Origin of the sequence: Collinsella stercoris DSM 13279 (assembly GCF_020735465.1) — a bacterium.
Taxonomy (GTDB): domain Bacteria; phylum Actinomycetota; class Coriobacteriia; order Coriobacteriales; family Coriobacteriaceae; genus Collinsella; species Collinsella stercoris.
In genome coordinates this window covers 398865-425581 of the sequence record NZ_CP085935.1, presented here as the reverse complement: position 1 = coordinate 425581, position 26717 = coordinate 398865, and the positions used below count along the sequence as shown (strand labels likewise).

The 26717-nt window shown below is 66.5% G+C and carries 20 protein-coding genes and 1 pseudogene; all 21 read right to left on the bottom strand.

Annotated features, from left to right (window positions below; all coding sequences use genetic code 11):
- Window positions 1–48: 48 nt before the first annotated feature.
- The 21 genes and pseudogenes from ftsZ to arcA all read right to left on the bottom strand — a co-directional run bounded on the left by ftsZ (window position 49) and on the right by arcA (window position 26427).
- Complete coding sequence (ftsZ, locus tag LK434_RS01815; RefSeq protein WP_006721586.1) at window positions 49–1179, bottom strand: cell division protein FtsZ; 1131 nt, start codon at window positions 1177–1179, stop codon at window positions 49–51.
- Between the two features lie 329 nt (window positions 1180–1508).
- Window positions 1509–2678 (bottom strand): cell division protein FtsQ/DivIB, encoded by a 1170-nt coding sequence (locus LK434_RS01810; RefSeq protein ID WP_227917797.1) that lies wholly within the window; start codon window positions 2676–2678, stop codon window positions 1509–1511.
- Between the two features lie 295 nt (window positions 2679–2973).
- On the bottom strand, window positions 2974–3885 hold the full coding sequence (gene murB, locus LK434_RS01805; RefSeq protein WP_006721589.1) for a UDP-N-acetylmuramate dehydrogenase: 912 nt from the start codon (window positions 3883–3885) through the stop codon (window positions 2974–2976).
- Between the two features lie 3 nt (window positions 3886–3888).
- Window positions 3889–5313 (bottom strand): UDP-N-acetylmuramate--L-alanine ligase, encoded by a 1425-nt coding sequence (murC, locus tag LK434_RS01800; protein WP_006721590.1) that lies wholly within the window; start codon window positions 5311–5313, stop codon window positions 3889–3891.
- Window positions 5314–5584: 271 nt separating this feature from the next.
- Window positions 5585–5962 carry a hypothetical protein gene (locus LK434_RS01795; RefSeq protein WP_006721591.1) on the bottom strand — a complete coding sequence of 126 codons (378 nt, stop codon included), beginning with the start codon at window positions 5960–5962 and terminating at the stop codon, window positions 5585–5587.
- A complete protein-coding gene (locus LK434_RS01790; protein WP_227917796.1) occupies window positions 5955–7091 on the bottom strand; it encodes a UDP-N-acetylglucosamine--N-acetylmuramyl-(pentapeptide) pyrophosphoryl-undecaprenol N-acetylglucosamine transferase in 1137 nt (378 codons plus the stop codon). The genes LK434_RS01795 and LK434_RS01790 overlap by 8 nt, the downstream gene beginning before the upstream one ends.
- Window positions 7081–8988, bottom strand: coding sequence for a putative lipid II flippase FtsW (gene ftsW, locus LK434_RS01785; RefSeq protein WP_227917795.1), 1908 nt, complete (start codon window positions 8986–8988; stop codon window positions 7081–7083). The genes LK434_RS01790 and ftsW overlap by 11 nt, the downstream gene beginning before the upstream one ends.
- 6 nt (window positions 8989–8994) lie before the next feature.
- Window positions 8995–10392: a UDP-N-acetylmuramoyl-L-alanine--D-glutamate ligase gene (murD, locus tag LK434_RS01780; protein WP_227917794.1), complete on the bottom strand. Its 1398-nt coding sequence runs from the start codon at window positions 10390–10392 to the stop codon at window positions 8995–8997.
- Window positions 10393–10401: 9 nt separating this feature from the next.
- On the bottom strand, window positions 10402–11433 hold the full coding sequence (mraY, locus tag LK434_RS01775) for a phospho-N-acetylmuramoyl-pentapeptide-transferase (RefSeq protein WP_006721596.1): 1032 nt from the start codon (window positions 11431–11433) through the stop codon (window positions 10402–10404).
- Window positions 11423–12871 (bottom strand): UDP-N-acetylmuramoyl-tripeptide--D-alanyl-D-alanine ligase, encoded by a 1449-nt coding sequence (locus LK434_RS01770; RefSeq protein WP_006721597.1) that lies wholly within the window; start codon window positions 12869–12871, stop codon window positions 11423–11425. Before LK434_RS01770 ends, mraY begins: the two co-directional genes overlap by 11 nt.
- A gap of 87 nt (window positions 12872–12958) precedes the next feature.
- Entirely contained in the window at window positions 12959–14860 is a 1902-nt protein-coding gene (locus LK434_RS01765; protein WP_317134233.1) for a peptidoglycan D,D-transpeptidase FtsI family protein, read from the bottom strand.
- 18 nt (window positions 14861–14878) lie between these two features.
- Window positions 14879–15358 carry an FtsB/FtsL family cell division protein gene (locus LK434_RS01760; protein WP_040361364.1) on the bottom strand — a complete coding sequence of 160 codons (480 nt, stop codon included), beginning with the start codon at window positions 15356–15358 and terminating at the stop codon, window positions 14879–14881.
- A gap of 75 nt (window positions 15359–15433) precedes the next feature.
- The gene (rsmH, locus tag LK434_RS01755) at window positions 15434–16411 is read right to left on the bottom strand and encodes a 16S rRNA (cytosine(1402)-N(4))-methyltransferase RsmH (protein WP_083784235.1); all 978 of its coding nucleotides are present in this window, start codon (window positions 16409–16411) and stop codon (window positions 15434–15436) included.
- 13 nt (window positions 16412–16424) lie between these two features.
- Window positions 16425–16859 (bottom strand): division/cell wall cluster transcriptional repressor MraZ, encoded by a 435-nt coding sequence (locus LK434_RS01750; protein ID WP_006721601.1) that lies wholly within the window; start codon window positions 16857–16859, stop codon window positions 16425–16427.
- Between the two features lie 513 nt (window positions 16860–17372).
- On the bottom strand, window positions 17373–18281 hold the full coding sequence (locus tag LK434_RS01745) for a site-specific tyrosine recombinase (RefSeq protein ID WP_006721602.1): 909 nt from the start codon (window positions 18279–18281) through the stop codon (window positions 17373–17375).
- A 2-nt stretch (window positions 18282–18283) separates the two neighbouring features.
- A complete protein-coding gene (locus LK434_RS01740; RefSeq protein ID WP_040361620.1) occupies window positions 18284–19765 on the bottom strand; it encodes a DUF1846 domain-containing protein in 1482 nt (493 codons plus the stop codon).
- 144 nt (window positions 19766–19909) lie between these two features.
- Window positions 19910–20668: pseudogene (locus LK434_RS01735) on the bottom strand (DDE-type integrase/transposase/recombinase); the annotation flags it as partial.
- Window positions 20669–20768: 100 nt separating this feature from the next.
- Window positions 20769–21893, bottom strand: a complete 1125-nt coding sequence (locus LK434_RS01730) for an aminotransferase (RefSeq protein WP_006721605.1) — start codon at window positions 21891–21893, stop codon at window positions 20769–20771.
- A gap of 422 nt (window positions 21894–22315) precedes the next feature.
- On the bottom strand, window positions 22316–23800 hold the full coding sequence (locus tag LK434_RS01725) for a YfcC family protein (protein WP_006721606.1): 1485 nt from the start codon (window positions 23798–23800) through the stop codon (window positions 22316–22318).
- 135 nt (window positions 23801–23935) lie between these two features.
- Window positions 23936–24931 (bottom strand): ornithine carbamoyltransferase, encoded by a 996-nt coding sequence (argF, locus tag LK434_RS01720; protein ID WP_006721607.1) that lies wholly within the window; start codon window positions 24929–24931, stop codon window positions 23936–23938.
- Between the two features lie 254 nt (window positions 24932–25185).
- Window positions 25186–26427: an arginine deiminase gene (gene arcA, locus LK434_RS01715; RefSeq protein ID WP_006721609.1), complete on the bottom strand. Its 1242-nt coding sequence runs from the start codon at window positions 26425–26427 to the stop codon at window positions 25186–25188.
- Window positions 26428–26717: the final 290 nt, after the last annotated feature.

Genomic DNA, 26717 nt, shown 5'->3' with positions numbered 1-26717 from the left:
CGTTTGCGTGCAAGCACCGGGCCCCTCCGTCAGGTCCGTTACCTCGCGCTAGAAGTTGCCGCGCTTGAGGAAGTCGGGCAGCTCGAACTGGTCGTTGCCAAAGTTCGGCAGCTCGGTCCCGCCGATGTTGCGCGTGGGCGCAGCGGGGGCGGAAGCGGGCTCAGACGAGCGCTCGGAACGAGGGGCCTTGGAGGCCGCGAACAGCTCGTCCTGGCGGTTGACGTTGGAGTCGGAAAAGCCCGTGGCGATGACGGTGATGCGTACCTGGTCGCCCAGGGACTCGTCCACAACGGTACCGAAGATGATGTTGGCGTCGGGGTCGACGGCGTTGGCGACGAGGTCGGCGGCGTCGTTGATCTCCTGGATGCCCAGGTCCTTGGAACCGGCGATGGAGAGCAGGACGCGCGTGGCGCCGTCAACGGAGCTCTCGAGCAGCGGGCTGGAGATCGCCTGCTGCGCGGCGTCGACGGCACGCGTGTCACCGGAGGCGACGCCGATGCCCATCATGGCGGTGCCGGCCTGTTTCATGATGGTCTTGACGTCGGCGAAGTCGAGGTTGATGACGCCCGGGACGGTGATGAGGTCCGTGATGCCCTGGGTGCCCTGGGATAGCACGCCGTCGGCCGTGGTGAAGGCCTCGAGCATGGTGGTCTTCTTCTCGGCGATGTCGAGCAGACGGTCGTTGGGGATGACGATCATGGTGTCGACGGACTCGGCGAGGGTCTTGATGCCCTCCTCGGCGGAGTTCTTGCGCTTGCGGCCCTCGAAGGTGAAGGGCTTGGTCACGACGGCGACGGTCAGCGCGCCCACGTCGTTCATGGCGATGTCGGCCACGATGGGAGCGGCGCCCGTGCCGGTGCCGCCGCCCTCGCCGCAGGTGATGAACACCATGTCGGCGCCGGCGAGCGCCTCGGCGATGTCGTCACGGCTCTCCTCGGCGGCCTTGCGACCGACCTCGGGGTTGGCGCCGGCACCCAGACCGCGGGTGATGTCGGTGCCGATGTGCACCTTGATGTCGGCGTCGGAGATAGCGAGGGCCTGGGCGTCCGTGTTGATGGCGACGAACTCGACGCCGCGGATGCCCTCCTCGATCATGCGGTTCACGGCGTTCGTACCGCCACCGCCCACGCCGACGACCTTGATGACAGCAAGGTAGTTGTTGATCTCGTTCTCGTGCATGTGCGGTCCTCCGAACACTATGTTGCAAGCCCTTTGGGCGAACGTCACCACGTTAACCCTCAACTAGAGATTAAAAGTCGAGGTAAACCGTGTTATGTTTGCACAAAATGCGCCGTCAAGTCAAACCCGACCTGCGCATATTGTGAAGTATACGGCATTTCCGCAGGTATTCACAAAGACCGTTCGGCGGAGCGCGAACGGCAGCGCGGACCTCGCGCCGTGGAGCACCTCGTCGGGCAGTGCTCGCACCCGCAAAGACGCACGGGAAACGCCCCCTCGCGGACGATCGCACGCGTCGCGTGAACGCATCGAACGCAGTTGCGATCCCCCTACTGAGGCGCGCTACGGAACGTATATGCTCCGGGCTCGCGCACGTTGATGTACGTCACGCCGGTCTGTTCGGCGAGGAGTTTGGTGACCACGCGCTCCTTCTCGACGATATTGTCCGGGGCGCCCAGCGACACCTCGACGCCCGAGAGCAGGTTGGCCGAGATCGCCTCGACCGAGGCGACCGACATGCTCTTAATCTGCGCCACGAACTCGGGTGAGAACCCGTTGGCGTACTCGAGCCCGGCGAGCACGACCTTGGAGTTCACGCTCTCGCCGCTCTTGGGCGACACGTCGCTCGGGACGTCGGTGAGCAGCAGGCACCCCGCGTCCTGTGCGACGCGAAGGGCGGCGTCCTGGCCGGAGAGCAGCGTTGCGCCCTCGGGCACGGACCCGTCCTCGCCCACCTCGACCTCGTTGCCCTCCGCGTCAACGGCGGCGAGAAGCGTGACAGGCGCGATCCACGTCCCGTCGTCGCCGATCGCCCAAGCCACCTCGTCCGCCGTCACGTAGGCGATGGCGGTCATCTTGCGCTCGACGGGCGTGATGACGAGGGTGTGGGGCCATGCGCGCTCGATCTCGACGTCCTTGATCCAGGGGCTGGCCTGCAGCTGCTCGAGGATGGCGTCCTCGTCCACGTTGAGCAGCGTGGTGCCGTCGGGGACGTCGACGAGCGCCTCCGCCGTGGCCTGGTCCATGTGGTCGCTGCCCATCACGCGCACCTCGGTCGCCGCCAGCAGCGAGGAGTTCGCGATGACGACGGCGAGCAGGATGACCACGATGAAGCCGCCCGCCGCCACGAACACGACGCTGCGGCTGGGCGTGGGGATGTTGAGGCGCGACGCCAAGCCGGAGAAGAAGGACCCGATCGCGGACGCCACGCCCGCAAGCGGGCTGAGCGCGCGCTTGAGCACGCCGCCGGACGCCTGGGGCTTGACCTTGGGAGCGCCCGCCTTGACCCGCAGGGGCTTTGACCCGCCCTTGGGAAGGCCCTTGGCGTTCGGGGGGAGCTTGACGCCCCCGGCACTCATGCGCTTGGCGCCGCCGGGCATCTTTGCCTTGGGGATCTTGACGCCGCCGCTGGGAGACGAAGCCCCCGCGGGTCCGACCGCGCGCCGAGCCGCGGCGCGGACGGCCGCGGGCGAGGCCACGGGGCGCGTGCCGTGGGGCATGGCCTTTTGCCGGACCCCTCCGGGCGCGAGGCCCTGCTTGCGCACGGACGGTCGGTTGGCCCCCGCGCCGGGTCGCGCGGCGGGACGTACGACCGGCCTGGAGCTGGAGCGGGCAACTGGCTTGGCGGTTAGCTTGGATCCGGAGTGAGCAGCCGGCTTGACGGCGGGCTTGGACGCGCCGCCAACGGCAGCGCGGGACGAAGCGGCGGAGCGACGCGAACCGGCAGGCCCCGCCGGCTTGGATGCGGAGGCGGACCTTGCGGCCGAGGCACGACGATAGGTAGGCTTTGGCGCCCTAGAAGCCGAGGAATTTGACTTCGGGTTGAAGCTCGACGCCATACCTCTCCCTTACCGTCTTGTGCACGTGCCGTATGACCGCCGCGACATCGGCCGCGGAAGCGGTTCCCTTGTTAACGATAAAGTTAGCGTGAACGGGCGAGACTTCCGCCCCTCCCTGCGAAAAACCCTTTAATCCGCACTCCTCGATCAGGGCCCCCACCGCCCGGTCGGGCGGGTTGCGGAACACCGACCCGCACGAGGGCACACCCAGGGGCTGGGTGCGGCGCCGCCGGGTGAGCGAGCGCTCCATGCGCGCGCGGATCTCGTCCTTGACGCCCTGCGCGAGCTCGAGCGTGACCTCGAGGACGATCTCGTCGCGCGGCAGCCCGCAGGTGCGATACCCCCACGTCACGTCATCGCGCCCGTAATGGCGAATGCCCTCGCCGGGCTTGTACGTCACCACGTCGCACACGAGTGAGCCGATCCACTCGGTGCGCGAGCCGGCGTTCATGGAGATCGCGCCGCCCACCGTACCGGGAATGCCCACGGCGAACTCGAGGCCCGAGAGCTCCTTGGAGAGCGCCTCGTTGACCAGCCGCGCGAGAATGGCGCCGGCGCCCACGGTGATGGTGCGGCCGTCCTCCCCCAGCACGAAGCGGGAGAACTCACTGCCGAGCGTGATGACCGCGCCGCGATAGCCCTCGTCGGCGACGAGCAGATTGGAGCCCTTGCCGATGATGACCCACGGCACGCGCTCGCGGGCGAGCACCTCGATGGTGCGGCGCAAGGAGTGGTAGCTGTGGCAGGTGATGAAGAGATCGGCCTTGCCGCCAATGCGGTAGCTCGTGTGGCGAGCCAGCTTTTCCTGCTCGATGACATCCGTATCGATCATGCCGGAAAGCGACATGACGGCATTGAACACGCCCATGGATCAGCTGTCCTTGTCCGCGACGTGCGCGAGGTACTCCGGACCCACGGTCGTGACGTCGCCGGCGCCCATGGTGATGAGCAGGTCGCCCGCCTGGACCACCTCGTCCAGGCACGTCATGAGCGCCTGGTGGTCGGCCACGTAGCGCACCTGCTTGTCGGGGTGCGCGGCGCGGATCTTGTCGGCGAGCATCTTGCTCGTGACGCCAGGGATGGGCATCTCGCCGGCGGGGAACACGTCGATGAGCACCACGGTGTCGGCATCGGCGAACGCGTCGACGAAGTCATCGCAGAGCGCCTGGAGGCGTGTGTAGCGATGCGGCTGGAACACAACGGCGACCTTGGCGAAGTCGAGGGATTTGGCGGCATGGAGCGTCGCCTTGACCTCGGTGGGGTGGTGACCGTAGTCATCCACGAGCATGACGCCGCGCGTCTCGCCCACGTGCGTGAAGCGGCGGCGCGCACCCTCGAAGGTGGACAGGGCGCGTGCCGCGTCCTCGGTGTCAAGACCGAGCACATAGGCGGAGGCAAGGGCGGCCGTGGCGTTGAGCATGTTGTGGCGGCCGGGGTTGTTCTTGATGGCGACCGTGCGCACCGCGCCGTCGGGCAGGGTGACACTAAAATCGGTGCCGAAGGTGTGGCTCGAGGCCATGGGCGCGCAGGACACGTCGAAGCCCTCGCCCTCACCGTAGGTGAGCACCGCACGCCCCGTCGAGCGGGCGAGCTCGACCAGATGCGGGTCCTCGCCGCACACGATGACCGTGCCGTCCTCGCCCACGAGGTTCATGAACGCGCAGAACGTGTCCTCGATCTCCTCGAGCGAGCTGTAATGGTCCATGTGGTCGGCCTCCACATTGGTCACGATGACCACATGGGGGTTGAGGTAGAGGAAGGAGCTGTCCGACTCGTCGGCCTCCACGACGAAGTACTCGCCGTCGCCGTTCTTGCCGTTGGTGCCGTAGCCCTCAACGACGCCGCCGATGAGGAAGCTCGGGTCGAGCCCCATGCGATCGAGCATGGTGGCCACCATCGAGGACGTGGTGGTCTTGCCGTGCGTGCCGGCGGCGGCGACCGTCGTGCGGCCGTAGCCGAGCGCGGAGAGCATCTTGGCGCGGTGCCACACGGGAATGCCGAGCTCGCGAGCGCGCATGAGCTCCGGGTTCGTCTCGGGGATGGCGGTGGAGACCACGACGACGTCGGGCTGCACCGCGTCGATCGTGGCGGCCTCGTGGCCCACATGGACCTCGACGCCGGCGCGCGTGAGCTGGCGGACGTAGCGGGAGGTCTTGAGGTCGGAGCCCGTCACCTTGAAGCCCCGCTCGTGCAGCACCAGCGCGATGCCGCTCATGCCGGCACCGCCCACACCGATGAAGTGGGCGCTCTTGAACGTCGGGGCGGTGGTCGCCTCGGGGACTGCAATGGTCGACATGACGTCTCCTCGCGTAATCGTATGCGTAAACTATCTAAGTATAAGCCATTCTCATGGTCATCCCCAGATTGGCACAACCACCGAACGCCTCGGGGCGGGGCGCATTGTCCCGTGCTCGGACGGTCCTGACTCGCGCGAAGGCCCCACCGGGGCCTTCTGCTCGTGCGGAACTGCGCGCGGGACAATGCGCCCCGCCCCGAGGCTACGGTCGTCCATCTGGGCAATAAGGCCGATACGCATGGTTATTCGAAAAGCGGCCTGAACACTACCCCTACGCAGGCTTTATCTTCATCGCGCAGCACTCCAGCGGTTCCTCGAACGGAAGGGTGTAGAAGTACGTCACCTCGACGACGGAGCCGATCTCAAACTCGTCCTGATGCAAAAGCCCGTCATGCAGCTCAAACGATACGGGTCCCTCATGAAAGGGGAACTGGGACGGGTCGTGATCGGAAAGCTCAATCGACACGATAGAAGATGCCTCGTCAATGGAGCGGATCACACCGGATGCGCTCGAGGGATAGCTCGATGAGCTTTGGCCCGACATGTTGAAGCAGACCGCGAGAATCGCGATCACGCACAGGGCGAACAGCAGCACACCTGTACCCAGCACACCGCCACGTGAGGGGGAATCCGGCTCCCCATCACGCATGGGTGAGGGACTCCAGCTCGTCGGCGAGGTGCTGGGCGGCCCTGTCCTGCGCCAGGCCCTTGGCGGCGGCGCGCATGCCCTCGCGACGGGCGGGGTTGGTCAGCGCATCCAGCAGGTCGCGCGCGAACGCCTCGCCGTCGATGTCGGCGTCGGCGTGGACCGTCGCGGCCCCGGCGTCAACCAGCAGGCGCGCGTTCACGGTCTGGTGATCCGCCGTGGCAAAGGGGTACGGGACGAGGATCGAGGGCACGGCGAGCGCCGCGATCTCGGCGACCGAGGAGGCCCCGGCGCGCGACAGCACGACGTCGGCGGCGGCGAGCACATCGCCCATGTCGTCGATGTAGGCTCGGACCTGCCAGCGCTTCGCCTCGGCATCGCTCAGACAAAGCAGCTCGCACGCCTCGTCGTAGCCCTTCTCGCCCGTCGACTGCACCACGTACACGCCCTCGATGCCCAGCACATCGCCCTTGAGCGCGGCGAGGCGCTCGTTCAGGTGCTTGGCACCCAACGAGCCGCCAAAGACCAAGAGCATGGTCGCGTCCTCGGGGATGCCCAGCGCGGCGCGGCCGCGGGAGCGATCGCCCTCGAGCACGCTGCGGCGCACCGGGTTGCCGGTGAACACGATGCGCGTCGAGGCAGCCGCGTGGTCGCGCAGCACGCCCTCCGCCCCGGGCTGCCCCAAGGCGATGAGACTCGCCAGCTTGGCGGATTGCTTGTTCGCCAGGCCGGAAACCGAGTTCTGCTCATGCAGGGCGACCGGTACGCCGAGCTTGGCGGCGGCGCGCACGAGCGGCAGCTCGAGATACGCGCCAAAGCCGATCGCGACGTCGGGCTGCGGAATCTCGCCCTCGCGGAACTCCTTGAGCAGGCGGCGCTCCTCGCGGGCGAGGTGCACGAGCGCCGTGACGAGGGTCCAAGGGCGCTGGCGGTCAAAGCCCGTCACGTGGACGGGATGGAACGGAAAGCCCGCCTGCGGGACGAGCGTGCCCTCCAGGCGGCGCGTCTCGCCAAAGAAGTGGACGTCGTGGCCACGGCGGCGCAGCTCGTCGGCCAGCGCGAGCGCCGGATTCACGTGTCCGGCGGTCCCCCCCGCCGCGATGGCAACCACCAGGCGCCTCTTATCGGTCATAACGGCTCCTCCCCGTCGATCGCCCATCATCATAGCGCCTCGCCTCACCCGAACGGCGCGGGCGGGGCGAAGGCGGCACATCCCCGTAGTCGACGCGCGGGCGGTCGACGCGCGGGCGCAGGCGGTCCTGCGCGCTGCCGCCCAAGTCGATGCGCTCATATCCCGACCCGCGACCGCCCTCATCGCGCATGCCGCGTGCGGTGCGGTATCCGCCCGCCGCTCCCCGCGAGCGGGCGGCGCTGCGGCCGCCGTCATAGACGCTCAGGCCCTGACCGCGATACCCCGTGGAACGAGGCGCGCGCCCCTCGCCGGGCAGAGGACCGGCATCGCCCTGCCCGCGCCGCGAAGACCTCGTCCGCGCGGGACCGGCGGTGCTCCTGCCCATATGCGTGGAGATGTCCTGCTGCTCGCGCTCGCTCAGGCGCGCCGTGCGCATGGAGCCCCGACGCATCGAGGGGCGTTCGCGGCCCGCGACCTCTTCGTCACCGGAGGCGGACCCCAGCACGGCCAGGCCGGCACGGCGGCGGTCGGCGGCAGTCTGGACGTTGCTCTCAACCGAGACGCGAAAGATCAGCCCGGCGAGGATGAGCGAGGTCAGCACCGATGAGCCGCCGTAGCTGATGAACGGCAGGGGCTTGCCCGTCATGGGCAGCAGGCCCAGGATGCCAAAGGTGTTGATGATGAACTGGATGAGCAGCACGAACGAGCAGCCCGAGGCGATGAGCTGCCCGTGCAGCGAAGCGGAGCGGCGCGCGATGTAGAACCCGGCGGCGATCATGGACAGGAACACCAAGACGAATATGGCCGTCCCCACAAAGCCGAGCTCCTCGCCGATGATGGCGAGGATGTAGTCGTTATGCGCCTCCGGCAGGTAGTTGTACTTCATGGTGGAGTTGCCGATGCCGCGCCCGAACGGACCGCCCGAGGCGAATGCCATGATCGCCAGCGTCGCCTGATAGCCGTCGCCAAAGGGGTCGCTCCACGGATCGAGGAACACGAGCAGGCGCGTGAAGCGGTACGACGAGGTGATGGCAAGCCCCACGGCAGCCACCACGAACACGGCGAAGAGCGCGCCGATCAAGCGGTACGAGATGCCGCAGATATACGCCATGGCGAACACCGTCACGGCGATGATGATCGTCGTGCCCAGGTCGGGCTCGGCGAAGATGAGAATCGCCGGCACGCCCAGGCAGATGGCCATCGACACCAAAAACGAGAACGTGTCGGTTGCGCCGTCCTCGTAATAGTCGGACAGGATCTTGGCGGCCAGCACGATCACGGCGGGCTTGGCGAGCTCGGCAGGCTGCAGGTTGAAAAAGCCCAAGGGGATCCAGCGTGAGGCGCCCCAGGTATCGCCGCCGGCGCCGACGGCGAGCACGACGAGCAGCAAGACGACGACGGCGGCCCACATCACCTTGGAGGCGCTCGACCTGAACGCGCGCCAGGGAATGACGGCACGGGTGCCGATCACCGCGAACGCCACGAACCCGATGGCCATGAAGATGGCCTGGCGAAAGAGGAAGTACCACGAGCTGCCCTGCTCCTTGAGCGCCTCCACCGACGAGGCGGAGTACACCATGAGCAGGCCGAACGCGCAGATGGCGACCAGGCAGCACACAAAGACCAGGCGCGGGCGCATGATGCGCGCCGGCACGCCGGCGATCAGCTTCTCGCCCAGCTCGGAGTGACTAGTCGCGGTCGCCTTGCGCCTCGTGCGCTTGACGGGTTTGGAGGGCTCGGCATCGCCGCGCGTCCCGGACGCCTTGGCGCCCGCCCCCTCGGACCGCCCGGGCGTCGGATCGTCGGCGCCGTCCGCCTTCGCACGCCGAGAAGCGCCGAGCGGCAGACGGAATCCCTTCTTGTTGTCCTCGCCCATCCCGGCGCCGCGCTCACCCACGATGCGCTACGCCTCCTGGGCGGAAAGCTCCGCCACGTACGCACGGAACGCGTCGCCGCGCTCCTCGAATCCGGAGAACTCGTCAAAGGAGGCGCACGCCGGCGAGAGCAGGACCACGTCGCCGCGCTGCGCGAGCGAGCGCGCGACGTCCACCGCGTCGCGCAGGTCGTCCGCCTCGGCGATATCGATCTCGGCGGCGCCGCTCGCCTCGGAGAGCGCGGAACGGAAGCGCTCGCGCGCCGCGCCAAAGCACACCACGGCGGCGGCACGGGCGGCCACGACCTCCATGAAGTCCGTAAGCGGCGTCCCCTTGTCGGAGCCGCCCAGCAGCAGTATCACGCGGGTGTCGGAAAACGCCGAGAGCGCCTTTTCCACCGCGTCGGTGTTCGTCGCCTTGGAGTCGTTGATGTAGCGCACGCCCTCGACCTCGCCCACGGGCTCGACGCGATGCGGCAACGGCGCGAAGGCCGCGAGCCCGGCACGGACGCCCTCGGGCGACGCCCCGCAAGCCAACGCGGCCGCGGCGGCGGCGAGGGCGTTCAGCACGTTGTGGTCGCCGGCGATCTTGAGCTCGTCGGCGCGCACGAGCGCCGTCTCCCGCCCATCGATGCGCACCACCAGGTGCCCATCGCGCACAAAGGCGGCGTGCGCGCCGCCCGCATCGGCAAGGCCGAGCTTGAGCACGCGGCGGCCGGGGACGTACACGCGATCGGCGAAGGCGGCGATGCCCTCGTCCTCGACGTTCACGATGGCGAGGTCGGACTCGTCCATGTTGCGGAACAAGTCGATCTTGGCCAAGGCGTAGTTCTCGTGCGTGCGATGCCACGCCAGGTGGTCGGGCGTGATGTTCAGCAGGATGGCGACGCGCGGGTGCAGCTCGGCGGTCGTCGCGATCTGGTAGCTGGAGAGCTCCGCGACGAACCACTCGCCCTCGGCGCGCCGATCGACCTCGTGGATCGCGGCGTTGCCGATGTTGCCCACCGCGACGCTCGCGAGGCCCGAGGCGCGCAGGAGCTCGTTGGTGAGGCTGGTGACGGTGGTCTTGCCGTTCGTGCCGGTGATGGCGCACCAGCGCTCGGGCGACAGGCGCCATGCGAACTCGGGCTCGCCCATGATCTCGCCGCACGCGGCAGAGGCGTTGCGGAAGAACTCGGAGAACTCCGAGATGCCCGGGCTCGCCACGCAGATATCGTATGCGCCCTCGATGTCCTCGGTGCCATACGCAAAGCGCACGCCAGCACCCTCGAGCTCCCGCGTCCGCTCGGTGGGGGCGGACTGGGCGCCCCCGTAGACGGTGACGGAGGTCACGCGGTCGCCCAGGTGATCGACGGCCCACGAGACGACCTCGAGGCCCGTCGAGCCCTGGCCGAGGACGAGCAGACTAAAACGTTGCGGTAACGGCATATGAGCATCCTATCCGAGCTGGAAGAACAGGGCGAGGCCCAGCGCGCCAAAGGCGGCGGAGACGATCCAAAAGCGAATGACGACCTTGGTCTCCGCCCAGCCCTTCTTTTCGAAATGATGGTGAATGGGGGCCATGAGGAACACGCGCTTGCCGGTGGCCTTAAAGCTCACGACCTGGATCATCACCGAGAGGGTCTCGGCGATGAACAGCCCGCCCACGACGAGCGACACGACCTCGGTGTTGGTGAGCACCGCCACGGCGGCAAGCGCGCCGCCCAGCGCGAGGGAACCGGTATCGCCCATGAAGATCTGCGCGGGATAGGCGTTGAACCACAAGAAGCCGATGCAGCCGCCGGCGCAGGCGGCGCAGAAGATGGCGAGGTTCGCGTCGTGGCGGACGAAGCAGATGGCGGCCATGACGATCATGGAGATCATCACCGTGCCACCCGCCAGGCCGTCGAGGCCGTCGGTGAGGTTGACGGCGTTGGACATGCCCGCCAGCAGCAGGAACACGAAGACGAGATAGAGCCAGGGGATCCGGATGTCCGTCCCGCCCACGGTGAGGGTGGTGGTGAGCACGCCCAGGTCGATGGTGAAGCCGCCCGGAAAGCGGATGACCGACGCCACGTCGCAATAGTTCACCGCGATGATAAAGAACACGAGGACGATCAAGGTGAGGCCGATCATCTTGCCCGTGGGCGTGAGGCCCAGCGAGCGCTTCTGCACCACTTTGGTGACGTCGTCGAACAGGCCGAGCGCGCCGGTGGCGAGCATCGCGCCCACGGCGAGCAGCAGCTCGACGGTGGGACGGGCCATGATCAGGCAGGTGAGGCAGACGGCGAGCAGGATGATCACGCCGCCCATGGTGGGCGTGCCGGCCTTGACCAGGTGCGACTGGGGGCCGTCGGCGCGAATCTGCTGCCCGATGCCGTCTTTTTTGAGAAAGCGGATCCACAGGGGCATGATGAGCCCGGCGATCATCGCAGATATGAAGATGGCCAGAAAAACCTGGTAGGTGGGATACGCGGGGTTACCGAGCATCGGCGCACACCTCTTCCACAAAACGGTCGAGCCCGACAAAGCGCGAGCCCTTCACCAACACGAGGTCGCGCACGCCGAGCACGCCGGCAAAACGCTTGATGAGCACATCGCAGGACGGCACCACCTGGACGTCGCCCTCGTCCATGCCCATGAGGCGCGCGGCGGCGGCCATCTCGTCGGCGAGCTCCCCGCCCACGCAGATGAGCAGCCCGGGCCGCTTCGCTGCGGCATAGGCGCCCGTGAGCGCATGCAGGCGCGGCGCCTCGTCGCCCATCTCGCCCATCTCGCCCAGCACGGCGATGCGCGTGCCGGAGCACGGCAGGCTGCCCAGCAGGTCGAGGCCCGCGGCCATGGACTCCGGGCTCGCGTTGTACGAGTCGTCGATCACGCGGGCGCCGCATGCGGCATGGCGGACCTGCGCGCGGCGACCGGTCATCTCGAGCGAGGCGAACGCCTCGTCGATCTCGAAGGCGGGGACGCCCAGGCGATGCGCCACGGCCGCGGCGAACAGCGCGTTGGGGACCGACTGCGCACCGGGGATCGACAGGTGGGTCTTAAAGCTCGAACCGTCCTCGAACGTGATGTCGAAGTGGGCACGTCCGTCCTCGTCGAGCTCGATATGGGTCGCGCATACGTCGTCGTCGGTCGAGGTCCCGGCCAGCACCACGTCGATCCCCGCGGGACGGGCATAGCGCTCGATGATGTACGGCGTGAAGTCGTCCTCGCCGTGCAGCACCAGGGCCGAGTGATGGCCCTCGAAGTTCTCCGCGCTGGGGGGCATGCCCTCGACGATCTCCGCCTTGGCGCGGGCGATCCCCTCCCGGCTGCCGAGCATGCCGATATGCGAGGTCCCCACCTTGGTGATGATGCCAAAGGTGGGCTGGGCGCACGCCGTGAGGCGGCTGATCTCGCCAAAGTCGTTCATGCCCATCTCGAGCACGAGCATCTGCGTGTCCGCCGGGGCCGACAGGATGGTGAGCGGCAGCCCGATGAGGTTGTTGTAGTTGCCCGCCGTGGCGTGCACGCGGTAGCGCTTGGAAAGGCACGCCGCCAGGACGTCCTTGGTCGTGGTCTTGCCGATCGATCCGGTCACGCCGATGACCGTGCAGCGCAGGCGGGCGCGGTAGCCCTGGGCCAGGCGCAGCAAGAACTCGGTGGGGTCGTCGCAGGTAAGGACGGCGCACCCGCGGTCGCGGGCCATGGCGACGACCTCGTCCTCCGGGTCGCGCGTCATCACGACCGCGCCCGCGCCCAGCTCGATCGCCTTGAGCGCGAAGTCGTTGCCGTCCACGCGCTCGCCGGGAAAGGCCACGAAGATGGCGTCCGGCTCGACGACGCGCGAGTCGATGGTCACGCCCCGGCACATGCGGTCGGGGTCCCCCGCCGCAAGGCGCGCGCCCGTCGTGCTCTCGAGATACTTGACTGCGATCTCAACCATATGAGTGGCAACCTTTCCACTGCGGCACCATACAACCTATTGATGGTACCTCGACTCACCCGCATGGTGGTGCAGGCCATGTGAACCCTACCGCGTGGGCTTGATGCCCAGCGCCGGCAGGGCCGTCTCCATGATCGTCCTGAACACGGGCGTCGCCGCATCGGAGCCCGCCGCCGTGCCGTCGAGCGTGATATAGCACATGGCGCGCGGGTCGCTCGTCGAGACGAAGCCCATGAACGAGGACATGTAGTTATCCTCCAGATAGCCGTTCTGGCCCTCCGCCGCGCGCTCCGCCGTGCCGGTCTTGCCCGAGACCTCATAGCCGACGACCTGCGCGAGCTTGCCCGTGCCCTCATCCACCACGGTGCGCATCATGTCCGCCACGGCGCGCGCGGTCTCCTCCGACACCACGCGCGTCTCGCCGTCCGTCCAATCGACCTCCTGGCCGGCACGGGTCTTGAGAAAATGCGGCGTGGTCATGACGCCCTTGTTGGCGATGGCGCTCATGGCGCGGACCATCTGCACGGGCTCCACCGCGAGCGCCTGGCCAAAGGACATGGATCCCAGCGTCGCGCCGTCGTACTCGTCGCGGTCCTTGATGATGCCGAGCGACTCGCCCGGAAAATCGATTCCCGTGGACGCGCCGAACCCAAAATCGCCGATCACGTGGGCGTCGAAGTCGTCGGCCCCCACCTGTTGCCCCACGAGCACAAAGCCCGTGTTCGAGGAGCGGCGCATCATCTCCCGCAGCGTCATGGTCATGCCGTAATCGCGCTTGTCGGCGTCGCGCACCTGGTCGTCGCCCACCTGGACCACCGCGGGCACCGAGAACTCGGTGTCGGGCGTCATGCCCTCGTGCTCGATGGCGGCGGCCGCCACGAACGACTTGAACACGGAGCCCGGCTCGTAAACGTCGGTCACCATGCGCAGGTTGAGGTCCGCGCTGGAGGCGGAGGCGAGGTCCGTGGGGTCGAAGGTGGGATACGAGCAGCAGCAGATGATCTCGCCCGTGGTGGGGTCGCTCACCATGACCGAGCCGTTCTTGGCCCCCACCCGCTCGACGACCTCGGCCAGGGCGTCCTCCGCGACGCGCTGGATGTTGGCGTCGAGGCCCAGCACGATGTCCATGCCGTCCTGCGCCGGCACCTTTTTGTACGCTCCGCCGGCGATGAACGAGCCGTCGAGCGCACGCTCGCGCGCCAACGACCCGTTGACGCCCGTGAGGATCTCGTCGTATTGCTTTTCCAGGCCGGACACGCCCACGTTGTCCACGTTGACGATGCCCAGCACCTGCGAGGCGAGCGCCCCGTTGGGATACACGCGTTTGATGGCGGGCTCGAACTCGATGCCCGTGATGTTTTTCTTTTCCAGGATCTCGGCGTCCGCCTCGTCGACCTGGCGCTTGACATACGCGAACGTGGTGTCCTGGTCGATCAGGTCGGAGACGAAATCCTCCTCCACGTCCAACACCTCGACGAGGGCCTTGATCGCCTTTTTGCGCTGCTTCTTCTCGATGAGCTGCGGATTGACGTAGACGTTCTTGCACTCGACGCTCGAGGCGAGCACGGTGCCGTTGCGATCGTAGATCGTGCCGCGCTTGGCGTAGAGCACCTGGCTGGTGAGCCTGCGGGCATCTGCCTCGGCCTGGTACCGGTCTGCGTTCACCAGCTGGAAATCGGCGAGGCGCGCGGTGATGGCGAGGCCGGCGAGGCCCAGGCCCGCCATGAGGAACCCGTGGCGCGAAATGGGCTCGTTGGCGAGGTCGGAATGCAGCCAGTCGGTCTGGACGCGACGGCGCTCGCCCGAGGTGCGGCCCCCGCGCGAGCGAGGGTCTCGGGCACCGGGAGCCATGCGGTCAGCGCCCGCGCGACGGTCCGAGCCGACGCGCGTCGAGGCGTCCTCGCGGCCCGCGTAACGGCCGCGACGCACGTCGCCGCGCGCGCCTCCCCTGCGGTCAAAACCGCGATTTCCGTTCCTATCAGACGACATGCGCAGCCGCCCTGCCGCCTACTCGCCGAGCGCGGGCGACGCACCCGCATCGGCGCTGACGGACGAATCGGTGTACTCGGTGAAGTCGAGGGTGACGCCGCTCTCGGCGGCCACCATGCCATAGCCCTCCGCAAGGTCGCGAATGCGCGTGGAGGAGCCGTAGACGGCGCGCATGACCTCGAGGTCGGAGCTCTGCTCCTGCTCTTCGGTAAGTTCGTTGGACAGCGTCGCCGCGCTGTTGAGCGTCGACGTGGTGAGGCCGGCGAGGGTCACGCGGAACAGGCCCAGGGCCACGAACAGCACCGCGAGCACCGCGAAGACCTTGACGCAATGCGTGAACTGGGGGCTTACGTCCTGGCTCGCCTCGCGGCCGGCGCCCGCAACGACGTCGAGGCGCGGGCGCGCGTTCTCCGCCGGAGTCGGGGCCGGAGCGTAGCCGGCATGGGTTTGGGGCCGCATATCATAGGCATATGCTGCATTTGAGGTGTGGTAACCCATGATATGCGACCCTCCGTCCCGGAAAAGTAGAAAGCGAAACAAATGGCGCGGGGCGGATTCGCGGGCACCAAACGACTAGAGGCGTTCGGCGCAGCGGATCTTGGCCGATCGCGCTCGTGGGTTGCGCGCGACCTCCTCGGCCGTGGCAACCAGTGGTTTGCGGGTGGTGACCTTGACTATCGGCACGTTGCCGCACACGCACACCGGGATATCCGGCGGGCAGGTGCACCCCTGCGAGAGCTCCTGGAACAGGCGCTTGACGATGCGGTCCTCAAGCGAGTGGTACGAGATCACGCACACGCGCCCGGACGGGTTGAGCCAGCGCACCGCCGCCTCGAGCCCGCGCTCGAGGACATCGAGCTCATGGTTGACCTCGATGCGGATGGCCTGGAAGCTGCGCTTGGCGGGATGACCCCCGTGCCGGCGCGCGGCGGCCGGAATGCCGGCCTTGATGACATCGACGAAATCTCCCGTGGTGGCAAGAGGAGCCACCTGCCTTCTGCGCACGATCTCGCGCGCGATCTGGCGGGCGAACTTCTCCTCTCCGTAGATGCGGAGAATCCGGGCGAGGTCGGCTTCGGTATAGGTGTTCAAGACCTCAGCTGCGTTTAAGGTGTTGGTTCCCGGATCCATACGCATGTCGAGTGGGGCGTCCTCGTTGTACGAGAAACCCCTACCAGGGATATCGAGTTGGGGGCTCGAGACGCCCAGGTCGAAGAGGAATCCATCCACGCCCGGCACCTGCGCCGAGCACAAGAGCTCGTCCAAGTCCCCAAAGTTGCCCTTGAGGAGCTTATGCGGCGTTCCCGGAGCCTCGGCGTCAAGCCGCTTCCCCGCCGCCTCGAGCGCCATGTCGTCCTGGTCGATTCCCAGCAACAGCCCCTCGGTCCCAACCTGGGCGGCCATCCTGACGGAATGGCCCGCACCGCCGAGCGTGCAGTCGCACGCGACGGATCCCGCGGAGAGCTGAAGCTGCTCGAGCACTTCTTGGAGCATGACAGGTTCATGCCGATATTCAGGTGTCAACGTACCTGCTCCCTCGTTCGTGTCCATGGGGGCGTCTCCCTTAATCGAAGAAGTCCGCGAGGATGTCCTCGGTCTCGGCCTGACGTGCCGCATAGGTCTCGCGATCCCAGATCACCAGGCGGTCGTCGCCACCGACAACCGTGACCTCGCGATCCAGATGAGCCTTCTTGCGGTCGTGCTCGGGAAGGCTGATGCGGGCGGCAGAGTCTATTTCAAGTGTGGTTGCCGCACCGTACAGAGCCTCCTTGACCATGCGATGGGAGCGATTGGTGGGATCGAACCCGCCTTTCGCCTCAAACACAGAGTCAACCCAGACCTTGAACGTGTCCTCGGTGAACACGTACAGGGCGTCGACTTCCTTCTCAGGAGCGGGAAGGACGCGCACAAGGCCCTCGAGCTGCTTTTTAAAGGCGGGCGGCAGTGACAAACGACCCTTTGCATCGAGATTTCGATCGTAGGTCCCGTTGAAATACACTGGCGCGCACCCCCTTAGGCTTACTCGTGGGCATGTGCGGGAGCCACCCCGCCGTCGACGCTTTTCATTCTATGGGGGGCTCCCCCCTTTCGCAACACTTTTTCCCACTTTCTCCCCCACAGCTCCCCCGGGCGCTCAGGCCTCCCCCGCAATCAGCTCGAACAGGCGTTTGTGCCCACACAAGATGTTGTGTTTTGCCCATACGTGGCCACCACGGGTCGGAACCGTTCCCGCAGCTTAAACCTTCTAGTTGAGGTTGAACCGATTTTTGATTTGTGCCCGACTTGTGGGCGAGCTATGGGTGGGGCTCCCACCCCTAAAGCACCCGGACACCACGCGAGGGCTTGCGCGCGGATACCCCACGGGGCAGCCAGGGACAGGGCGAAGGAGCACGGCGGGGTCCGGTGATGACCGGTCACGACATGGGTGCCCGAACGACGCGCGCGAACGGGCCGCCCCATGAAAGTAATACGTGCAGCTCGGGTGGTCGAGCGGAGCGACGATGCGCGGCGGCTATGCGCGCGGGTGCGCCGCGAGATAGACCTCGCGCAGCTGCGTTTGGTCCACATGCGTGTAGATTTGCGTGGTGGCGATATCCGCATGCCCAAGGATCTCCTGCAATACGCGCAGGTCGGCGCCGCCCGCGAGCATGTGCGTGGCGAACGAGTGCCGCAGCGTGTGCGGATGCAGGCCCTCGATGCCCACCATGCGGCCGTAGCGCTCGCATATGGCATGGACGCTTTGACGGGAAAGGCGCGTCCCCCGTGCATTGAGAAAGACCGCCGGGCTCACACCCGCGGCGCGCGCATGCCCCATGAGCTCATCGCGCGCGCCGAGCGTGAGGTACGCTTCGAGGGCCCGCAGCGCCGAGCCGGTTATGGGCGCCAAGCGCTCCTTCGAGCCCTTGCCCATCACGAGCAGGAACTCCTCATCGAGATGAAGGTCGCGCACGTCGAGCCCCGTGAGCTCACTCACGCGCAGGCCGCAACCGTACAGGACCTCGAGGGCCGCGTGGTCGCGCGCGCCCGCCGCCGTTGCGGGAAACGGCTGGTCGAGCAGGGCGCACGCCTGGTCTATCGATATGACATCGGGCAGGTGCTTGGCCGCCTTGGGCGTGCGGATGGCGGAAGTCGGGTACGTCGTGGAGATACCCTCGCGCACGAGGAAGCGATGGAGGCCCTTGACGGCGGACAGCGCGCGGTTGACCGACGCGTCGGCCGCCCCCGTCTCGCGGCGATGCGCGACAAAATCCTCGACATCGCGGCGGGTCACGCTGTCCGGACCCGTCACCCCGCGCTCCGCCAAGAATGCGCGGTAGGCCTCAAGGTCACGCCGATACGCCGCGACCGTGTAGGGCGAGAGGTTGCGTTCCACCGACAGGTGCCCCAGGTACTCCCGGCAGCACCGCTCCAGCTCGGTCATACCTAGCGGTGATAGTACCCGCTGCGCTCGAACTTGGGCTCGCAGCAGACGTTGATGCCGAGCTTCTTGAACAGCGCCTCATCGGAGCTGGAGATGATCACCGAGAAGAACGCGTCGCAACCGCGCAGGAGGGGCAGGCCGGCGAGCACGTGGGCGGCCACCTCGCTCGTGGCGGAGGTGATGGAGAGCGCGATGAGCGTCTCGTCCGGGTGCAGGCGCGGGTTCACGCTGCCGAGCTGGCTCGTCTTGAGGCGGCTGATGGGCTCGATGGCGTCGTTCGAGATGACCTCGAGCTCCATGTCCACGCCGGTGACGGCCTTGAGCGCGTTCATCATGAGCGAGCTCGCCGCGCCCAGGCGCGTGGAGGTCTTGCCCGTGACGACCGAGCCGTCGGGCAGCACCATGGCGCCAGCGGGAGAACCGGTGGTCTCCTCCTTGAGCAGCGCCGCGGAGCGGGCCGGGGACAGGTCCTTGTTGACGCCGACCTTCTGCATGATGGCCTTGAGCTTGTCCACCTGCTCCGAGCCGCAGCCCGTGCGCTTGACGTTGACGGCGGCGGTGAAGTAGCGGCGGACGATCTCCATGTTGGCCGCCTCGCGGCACGCCTCGTCGTCGCAGATGGCGTAGCCCACCATGTTGACGCCCATGTCGGTGGGGCTCATATAGGGGCTCTCGCCCAGGATCTTCTCCATGAGGGCCTTGACCACGGGGAACGCCTCGACGTCGCGGTTGTAGTTCACCGTGGTGACGCCGTGCGCCTCGAGGTGGAAGGGATCGATGATGTTGGCGTCGTCGAGGTCGACCGTGGCGGCCTCGTAGGCGATGTTCACCGGGTGGTTGAGCGGCAGGTTCCACACGGGGAAGGTCTCGAACTTGGCGTAGCCGGCCGCCACGCCGCGCCTATGCTCATGGTAGAGCTGCGACAGGCAGGTGGCGAGCTTGCCCGAGCCCGGGCCCGGCGCCGTCACCACGACGAGCGGGCGCGTGGTCTCGACGAACTCGTTCTTGCCGTAGCCGTCCTCGCTCACGATGAGGTCGATGTCGTGCGGATAGTCCTCGATGGGATAGTGCAGCTTGCACGTGATGCCGAGCATCGAGAGGCGACGGCGGAACTGATCTGCCGCCGGCTGGCCGGAGTACTGGGTGAGCACCACGGCGCCGACCAAAAAGCCGTTGGAGCGGAAGATGTCCGCCAGGCGCAGCACGTCCTCGTCATAGGTGATGCCGAGGTCGCCGCGGGCCTTGTTCTTCTCGATGTGGTTGGCGTTGATCGCGATGATGATCTCGACGTCGTCCGCCAGGCTCTTGAGCATGCGGAACTTGCTGTCGGGCTCAAAGCCGGGAAGTACGCGGCTCGCATGGTAATCGTCGAAGAGCTTGCCGCCGAACTCGAGGTAGAGCTTGCCGCCGAACTGGGCGATGCGCTCCTTGATGTGCTCGGCCTGGCTGGCGATGTACTTCTCGTTATCGAAACCCTGGCGCATGCGGCGGCTCCTTGCGTTGTTCACGGCGGTACCCAGATAGTCTATCCGAGGACGGCGCGCATCTGGTGCGGACGCGAACTTTTCACGCAAACGACCTTGAGGGGGCAACCGCTCCACCTTGCCGTTCTGCCACGGGCTGTAGGGCCTCGTGTAGACGTGCCGGGCGCCGGCGGCGGCGAGCAGCTCGTTGAACTCGCCGCTGCGGTAGCCCGGGCCGTTGTCGGTCATGACGCGCTCGACCGTCAGGCCGAGGCCCGCGTAGAAGCGCAGGGCCCGCCGCATGAACGCCGCGCAGGTGCCCTTCCGCTCGTCGGGGAGCAGCCCGGCGTAGGCGACGCGGCTGAAGTCGTCGACCGCGACGTGCAGGCAGGACGACCCCGCCCCCGAGTGCCCCCTCGAGCGGTCGTTACCCCGCCCGAGCGCGCGCCAGCCGCCCCCGTCGGGGATGCGGGCGACCTTCTTGACGTCGACGTGGACCAGCTCCCCGGGCCTCTCGCGCTCGTACCGCACGGGGGTGACGGGGCCGCGCCGCCGGGCCTCGCCGGTCACGCGGTCGACGTCGGCGAGCCTGGGCATCCCGCGCCTCGCCACGATCCTGGCGCAGGTGCGGGCGGGCACGCCCGTCGCGGCGGCCAGCCCGAGCGGGGCGAGCAGCATCGAGGAGCGCGCCTCGCAGACACGGTCCTCGACGTCGCGCGGGGTGGACCTCGCGAGCCTGCGCGGCCTGCTGCTCCGGTCCGCCATCGGCTCGCCGCGGCGCGCGCGGGCGAGCCATTTGCTCGCGGTCTGGCGGCTGACGCCCATCTGGCGGGCGGCCTCGGCGACGCCGATGCCGGACTCTATGCGGGAGACCAGGGTCTCCCGCCCCCTCGGGGTGAGCCTTGCGTTAGGATGTTGCTCCATGGGAGGGCCCCTTCGCTATGAATCTAGACAACTCACAGCATGCGGGAGCCCTCCCCATTTGTCACCATCCGGATGTAAACAACGTCTTGGCACTTAACAGCTAGCGGTCGAACTCCGCCAGGGCCTCGCCCAGCAGCTCAAGGCCCCGCTTGAGCACATCGGGTTGGGCGCAGTAGCCCAAGCGCGCTCCGCACGGCAGCTCAAAGCGACTGCCGGGCACGAGCAGCACGCCGCGCTCCTCAAGCAGACGCAGGCAAAACGCCTCGTCGTCCTCGGAAATATCCAAACGGATGAACGAGGTGGGCACGCCCTTGGGGGCCAACCAACTCACGCGCGACTGCCCGTCGATCCACTCTTGCGCGATGGAGCGGTTGCCGAACACGATCGCGCGGTTTCGCTCCAGGATCTTGTCGCGATGACGCAGCACGTACGTGGCGAGCGCATCGTTGAACACGCCGCCGCAGATCATCGTGTAGTCGCGATACGTGCGAATCGCATCGGACACCTCGTCGTTGGCAATGACCCATCCGCAGCGCGCCGCCGGCACCGAATAGGTCTTCGAGACCGAGTTGGTCACTATGGCGCGGTCGTACACGTCGACCATAGACTTGAAATCGTCGGTGTTCTCGAGCGGCAGGTACACCTCATCGCACAGCACATAGGCGCCCACACTCGCCGCAACCTCGGCGATCTGCTCGAGCATCTTGGCATCGAGCACCGCGCCCACCGGGTTCGACGCATTGTTGATGCAAATCAGGCGCGTATTGGGGCGCACGAGCGCGCGAAGCTCGTCGATGCTGGGCATCCAGCCGAGCTCCTCGTGGATCTGCCAGTACTCGACCTCTGCGCCGAGCGTGCGCGGGATCTCGTAGAGCGGCGCGTAGGTGGGCCACTCGGCGATCACATGGTCGCCGGGGCGCACCACGGCCATGAGCGCATTGAGGTTGGCGCCCGTGCATCCGTTCGTCTGCAAGATGTTCCTGGGATCGACCTCGCGTTCGTACAGCTTTGCGACCTCAGATTTGAACTCCGGTGAGCCCTCGATCCATCCGTAGTTCATCTTCTGCGCATCGAGCATCTCGTAAAACGAGGCGCCCTCCTCCCCGTCGAGCGCCCGCAGCTCGCCCATGGTGAGCGACGCGATGGTCGACTGGGCGATGTCCCAGGTGGCGTCTATCTCGTGCACGTTCAGCCAGTCCTCGACGCCGATGACCGGAATATCCATCCGCTCTCCTTCCCGCCCACGACTTGGCACCGCCCCACCAACGGTGCCTCAACAGCGCGCGCTTCCGCTGCAGTCCCATTTTACGTCTGAGGGCTATCCGCAGTACCCGGTCGGGCAAGCCGACTCGGGGACGGGGCGTATCGTCCGCCGCGAGTTCCGCACGAACAGGAGGCCCCTTAACGGGCCTCCGTCGTGAGCAGGACTGTCCGAGCGCCGGATGATACGCCCCGTCCCCGAGTCGGCTTGCCCGACCGAAGGGGTCGAAACAAAAAGCGCCCCCTCCCGCGCACGGAAACGGGAGGGGGCAGAAAGGTAGGTCGCAACCGAATGGACGCGGCGCGCTCATCCGGAAGGACGACGATTCACTGCCGCGCGGCGTTGACGTCAGCCGCAACGCCGCGCGGCAGTCGCGAACGTGACCGCTAGAGGATCATGCAGGCGACGGTGGTGATGACCATGCTCACAAGCGTGAGGATCACGATGAGCTTGAGCGCGAACTTGACCCACGTGGTCCACTCGATCTTGGCGAGCGACAGGCCACCCATGATGGCGCCGGACGTCGGCGTGAACAGGTTCACGACACCGATGGCGGCGGAGAAGATCATGACCATGACCTCAGGCGAGAAGCCGAGCTTGACGGCCAGCGGGCCCATGATGGGCATGGACACGGTGGCCATACCGGAGGTGGACGGGATCAGGAAGGACAGGCCGAAGTACACCAGGAAGGCGACGGGGGCGAAGATGAAGCTCGGGACGCCGGAGAGCATGTTGGCGGCGGCGTCGAGCACGTACATGTCCAGACCGGTCGCGGCCATGAGCACGGAGATACCGCGGGCGAGGGCGATGATCAGCACGACGGACATCATGTCGGCGGCACCGGAGATGAAGGTGTCGACGATCTTCTTCTCGGACAGGCCACCTACGATACCGATGACGATGGCCATGATGAAGAACCACGTGGAAGCCTCATCGAAGTACCACTGGCCAATGGGGAGGCCGGTGATGACCGCGGACCACGCCTGCGAGATGACGTTGCCGTCGGCGTCGTACACGCCGTTGTCGAAGAACCCGGCGACGTCGGCATTCAGGTCGGCGAGCGGGATGAAACCGACGATCATGACGACGAACGTGAAGGCGAAGATCCACAGGACGGCCTTCTGGCGACCGGTGAGCTTGACGTCCTTGGTGGCCTCGGCGGCAGCTGCGCCGTGAGCCTCCTCGGCGTCCTTCTGCTCCTGCAGGGACAGGAAGGTGGAGCCCTTGTCGGCCTTGACCTTCTTGGCATAGTTCATCACGAAGACGGCGGAGATCGCGGTGGTGACGACCGTGAGGATCAGGCCGAGGGCGATGATGATCGTCTGGTTGACCTCGATGCCCTTGGAGCTCAGAGCGTCAACGGCGGCACCGACGGCGAACGGGTTGACGGTGGAGCCCAGGCAGCCGCAGCCGGCGCCCAGAAGGACGGTCGCGGCGCCGACCAGCGGGTCGAAGCCGGCGGCCATCATCGTGGCGGCGAGCAGGGCGTAGAACGGAACGGTCTCCTCGCACATGCCGTAGGAGGTGCCGCCCAGGGCGAAGATGAACATGAGGACAGGAATGATCCAGATCTCGCGGCCCTTGAGCTTCTTCACGAGCACGGCGATGCCGTTATCCAGGGCGCCGGTCTCGGTCATCATGCCGAGGAAGCCGCCGAGGATCATCACGAAGAGGCAGACGGGCAATGCGTCGGCAAAGCCCTTGACGGGAGCGGTGAAGAAGTCACTCGGCTTGGCAGCCGTGACCGCGCCACCGGACACGCCGGCGACGATTGCGGTGATGACGGCTACGATAAGCAGCAACGCAAGAAGAATTGTGAACGATGAAGGCATACCACGCTTTTTCTTCGCGGTTTCGGTCATGGTTCTCATCCCCCCTTCTATATATGTGTTGTGCACCCGCCCGGCGCAGGCCTTCCGTGCCGTGCGCGCCCACGCGTGCGGGTAAATGCCAAAGAACAGCGACGCCGCGGGCGCGCAGCGAGGCGCCCGCGGCGAAAAGGGATGCTACTTGAGCGTGGCGTACATGATCGCCTTGATGGTGTGCATGCGGTTCTCGGCCTCGTCAAAGACCTTGGACTGCGGACCCTCGAAGACGGCGTCCTCGACCTCCATCTCGGTCACGCCGAACTTCTCGGCGATCTCGGCACCGGTGGTGGTGTTGGTGTCGTGGAAGGCCGGCAGGCAGTGCAGGAAGATGGCGGAAGGATCGGCCATGGCCATGAGCTCGGTGGTGACGCGGTAGGGCTCGAGCTGCTTGATGCGCTCGGTCCAGACCTCGTCGGGCTCGCCCATGGAAACCCACACGTCGGTGTAGATCACGTGAGCGCCGGTGCAGGCCTCCTTGGGATCCTCGGTGAGGGTGATGGTGCAGCCGTTGGCCTCGGCGATGGGCTTGCAGGCGTCGATAACGTCATCGGTGGGCATGCACTCCTTGGGGCCGCAGGCCACGAAGTTCATGCCGAGCTTGGCGCACACGACCATGAGGGAGCGAGCGACGTTGTTCTTGGCGTCGCCCATGAAGACGAGGGTCTTGCCCTTGATGTCGTAGTTGAAGTTCTCCTGGACGGTCAGGATGTCGGCGAGCATCTGGGTGGGGTGCCACAGGTCGGTGAGGCCGTTCCACACCGGAACGCCGGACTTGGCGGCGAGCTCCTCGACGTCCTCCTGGTCGAAGCCGCGGAACTCGATGCCGTCATACATACGGCCGAGCACGCGGGCGGTGTCCTCGATGGACTCCTTCTTGCCCATCTGGGACGAACCGGGATCGAGGTAGGTCACGCCCATGCCCAGGTCCATGGCGCCGACCTCGAAGGAGCAACGGGTGCGCGTGGAGGTCTTCTGGAAGAGCAGGACGATGTTCTTGCCCTCAAGATACTTGTGCGGGGTGCCCGTGCGCTTGAGGTCCTTGAAGTTCTTGGAAAGCTGGAGCAGGTACTCGATCTCCTCGGTGGAGAAGTCGAGCAGACGCAGGAAGCTGCGGCCGGAGAGGTTGACGCCCATGTGGGCTCCTTTCAGTCGGAGAGAAAACGAAACGCCGCCCGCGGGAATCGCGCCCGCGGGCGAGCAAACCCGGATCGCGTTTTCGAACGAACCTTCTTAAACGTGAGCGGGAACGCAAACATGCAATCCCTCACCGCTCTGCCACGCCATCGGGTTTTCCAGGTGCCCGAGATTGGCCTGAAAGAGGAGGGCGCACGCCTGGCGTGCGGCGCCCGACGATTGAAGACCAAGGTCGAGCGCCTGGGAAAGCCGAGTTAAATGTCCTCGCGCCAGAAGGGCATGCTCATGCAGCGCGGGCCGCCACGGCCACGGGAGAGCTCGGCGGACGGCACGACGAGGAGGTCGAGGCCCTCCTTGTAGAGCACGTCGTTGGTGACGGTGTTGCGAGCGTAGACGCAGATCTTGCCGGGGGCGACGGCCAGCGTGTTGGAGCCGTCGTTCCACTGCTCGCGAGCAGCCGCGATGGGGTCGCCGCCGCCGCACTTGATCAGCTTGATCTGGTCGACGCCGGTGGCGTCCTCGAGGATGTGCTCGAGCGTGTCGCAGATCTCGCGGATCTTGACGTCGCCGGGGTTGGCGCCAGGGGTGAGCTCGTAGACCTTGAGGGTGCCCATGATGGCCGGGTGGATGGTGAACTTATCCACGTCGATCTGGGTGAACACGGTGTCGAGGTGCATCATGGCGCGGTTGTTGGGGATGTCGAAGGCGAGGATGCGGTCGACCTTGGAATCGCTGTTCCAGAAGATGTTCTGGGCCATGACGTCGATGGCGGCAGCCTGGGTGCGCTGGGAGATGCCCACGGCCAGGGTGTGCTCGTTGATGTTGAGCACGTCGCCACCCTCGGTGTGGAACGCGGCGTCGCGGCGGAAGTACAGGGAGACGTCCTTGTAATCCGGGTGATACTTGAAGATGTACTTGCCGTACAGGGTCTCGCGGTTGCGGGTGACGGAGTACATGCGGTTGAGGTTCACGCCGTTGCCGATGACCGCGAACGGGTCGCGGGTGAAGTACAGGTTCGGCATCGGGTCGATGATGAGGTCGGACTCGGACTCGGTGTTCACCAGGGAGTCGAGGGTGGTGGAGCTCACCAGGGGCAGCTCGACCTCGGCCTTGGTCAGACCGGCCATGGTCTTCTGGACGAACTCGAGGTTGTCCTTGATGGAGTCGAGCTTCTCGCGGACGACCTTGGGCATCTCCTGGCCCTTGATGCCGGCCTCGGCGATGTACTGATCGAGGAACTCATCGCGAGCGCTGGGCACCGCGTCAAAGACCTCGGCGACGAGCTTCTCGAGATACAGAACCTCAACGCCCTGGTCGCGAAGGATCTGGGCAAAGGTGTCGTGCTCCTCCTGAGCGACCTCGAGGAACGGGACATCGTCAAAGAGCAGACGCTCCAGCTCGAACGGCGGAAGATTCAGCAGCTCCTCGCCGGGACGATGCAGGCAGACCTTCTTAAGCTGCCCAATCTCGCTCGAGACATGCAAGCCTTTCGTCATTGCCTCCTACCTTTCTTTTTTGGGCCGCACGCGCGCACGCCGCGGTCCCGCTTTAAGCCCCATCCGCGGGGCTCCGTTCAACATTTACCGTTATATCCAATTTTGCCCCTCATATCCCCGGCACCGCCAAACGGTCGAAAATGAGTGGGGAACGGTATATTGCCTGTAACCCTGCAGCTCAGTGCTTTTTCGGAATAAAGCGTTTTACATGGGTGAATACTGCTGCTGGCAAGATGGGTACCTTGGTATAAACGCATAAAAGCATACCTAGAATTGAATAATCTTGTACC